This window comes from Mesorhizobium sp. M8A.F.Ca.ET.208.01.1.1 (assembly GCF_004791315.1).
Taxonomy (GTDB): Bacteria; Pseudomonadota; Alphaproteobacteria; order Rhizobiales; family Rhizobiaceae; genus Mesorhizobium.
The window spans coordinates 1-322 of the sequence record NZ_SRUT01000217.1 but is presented as its reverse complement, the minus strand read 5'-3'; the positions used below and the strand labels follow the sequence as shown (position 1 = coordinate 322).

Sequence of the window (322 nt, the reverse complement as noted above, 5' to 3'; positions counted from 1 at the left end):
CTTCTGCCGCGAGCTTGCCGACGAGGTCAACATCATGGATCGCGGCCAGATCGTGCATACGGGGCCGGCTGAGGATCTCGATCGGGCGGATGTGAGGAAATTCCTGACAGTCTAACCGCGTCGTCGTCATCCTTGGGCGAAGCAAGGAGCGAAGACCATTCGTTCCGTGACGTTGGCCGAAGAGTGCTGCGCTACAGAATAGTTTCTTTGTGCGGCGTCATTCCAAATTCTGCACCGTCAGTGACGCTCGGAAGTAACGGAATGGATCCTGGGGTCTTCGCTCCGCTTCGTGTCGCTGCGCCCAAGGATGACGAAGTTGTTG

1 pseudogene is annotated in these 322 nt (G+C 57.5%); it reads left to right on the top strand.

From position 1 onward, the window contains the following. Positions 1–115, top strand: a pseudogene (locus EN851_RS37560) (ABC transporter ATP-binding protein); the annotation flags it as partial. Between the last annotated feature and the right edge of the window lie 207 nt (positions 116–322).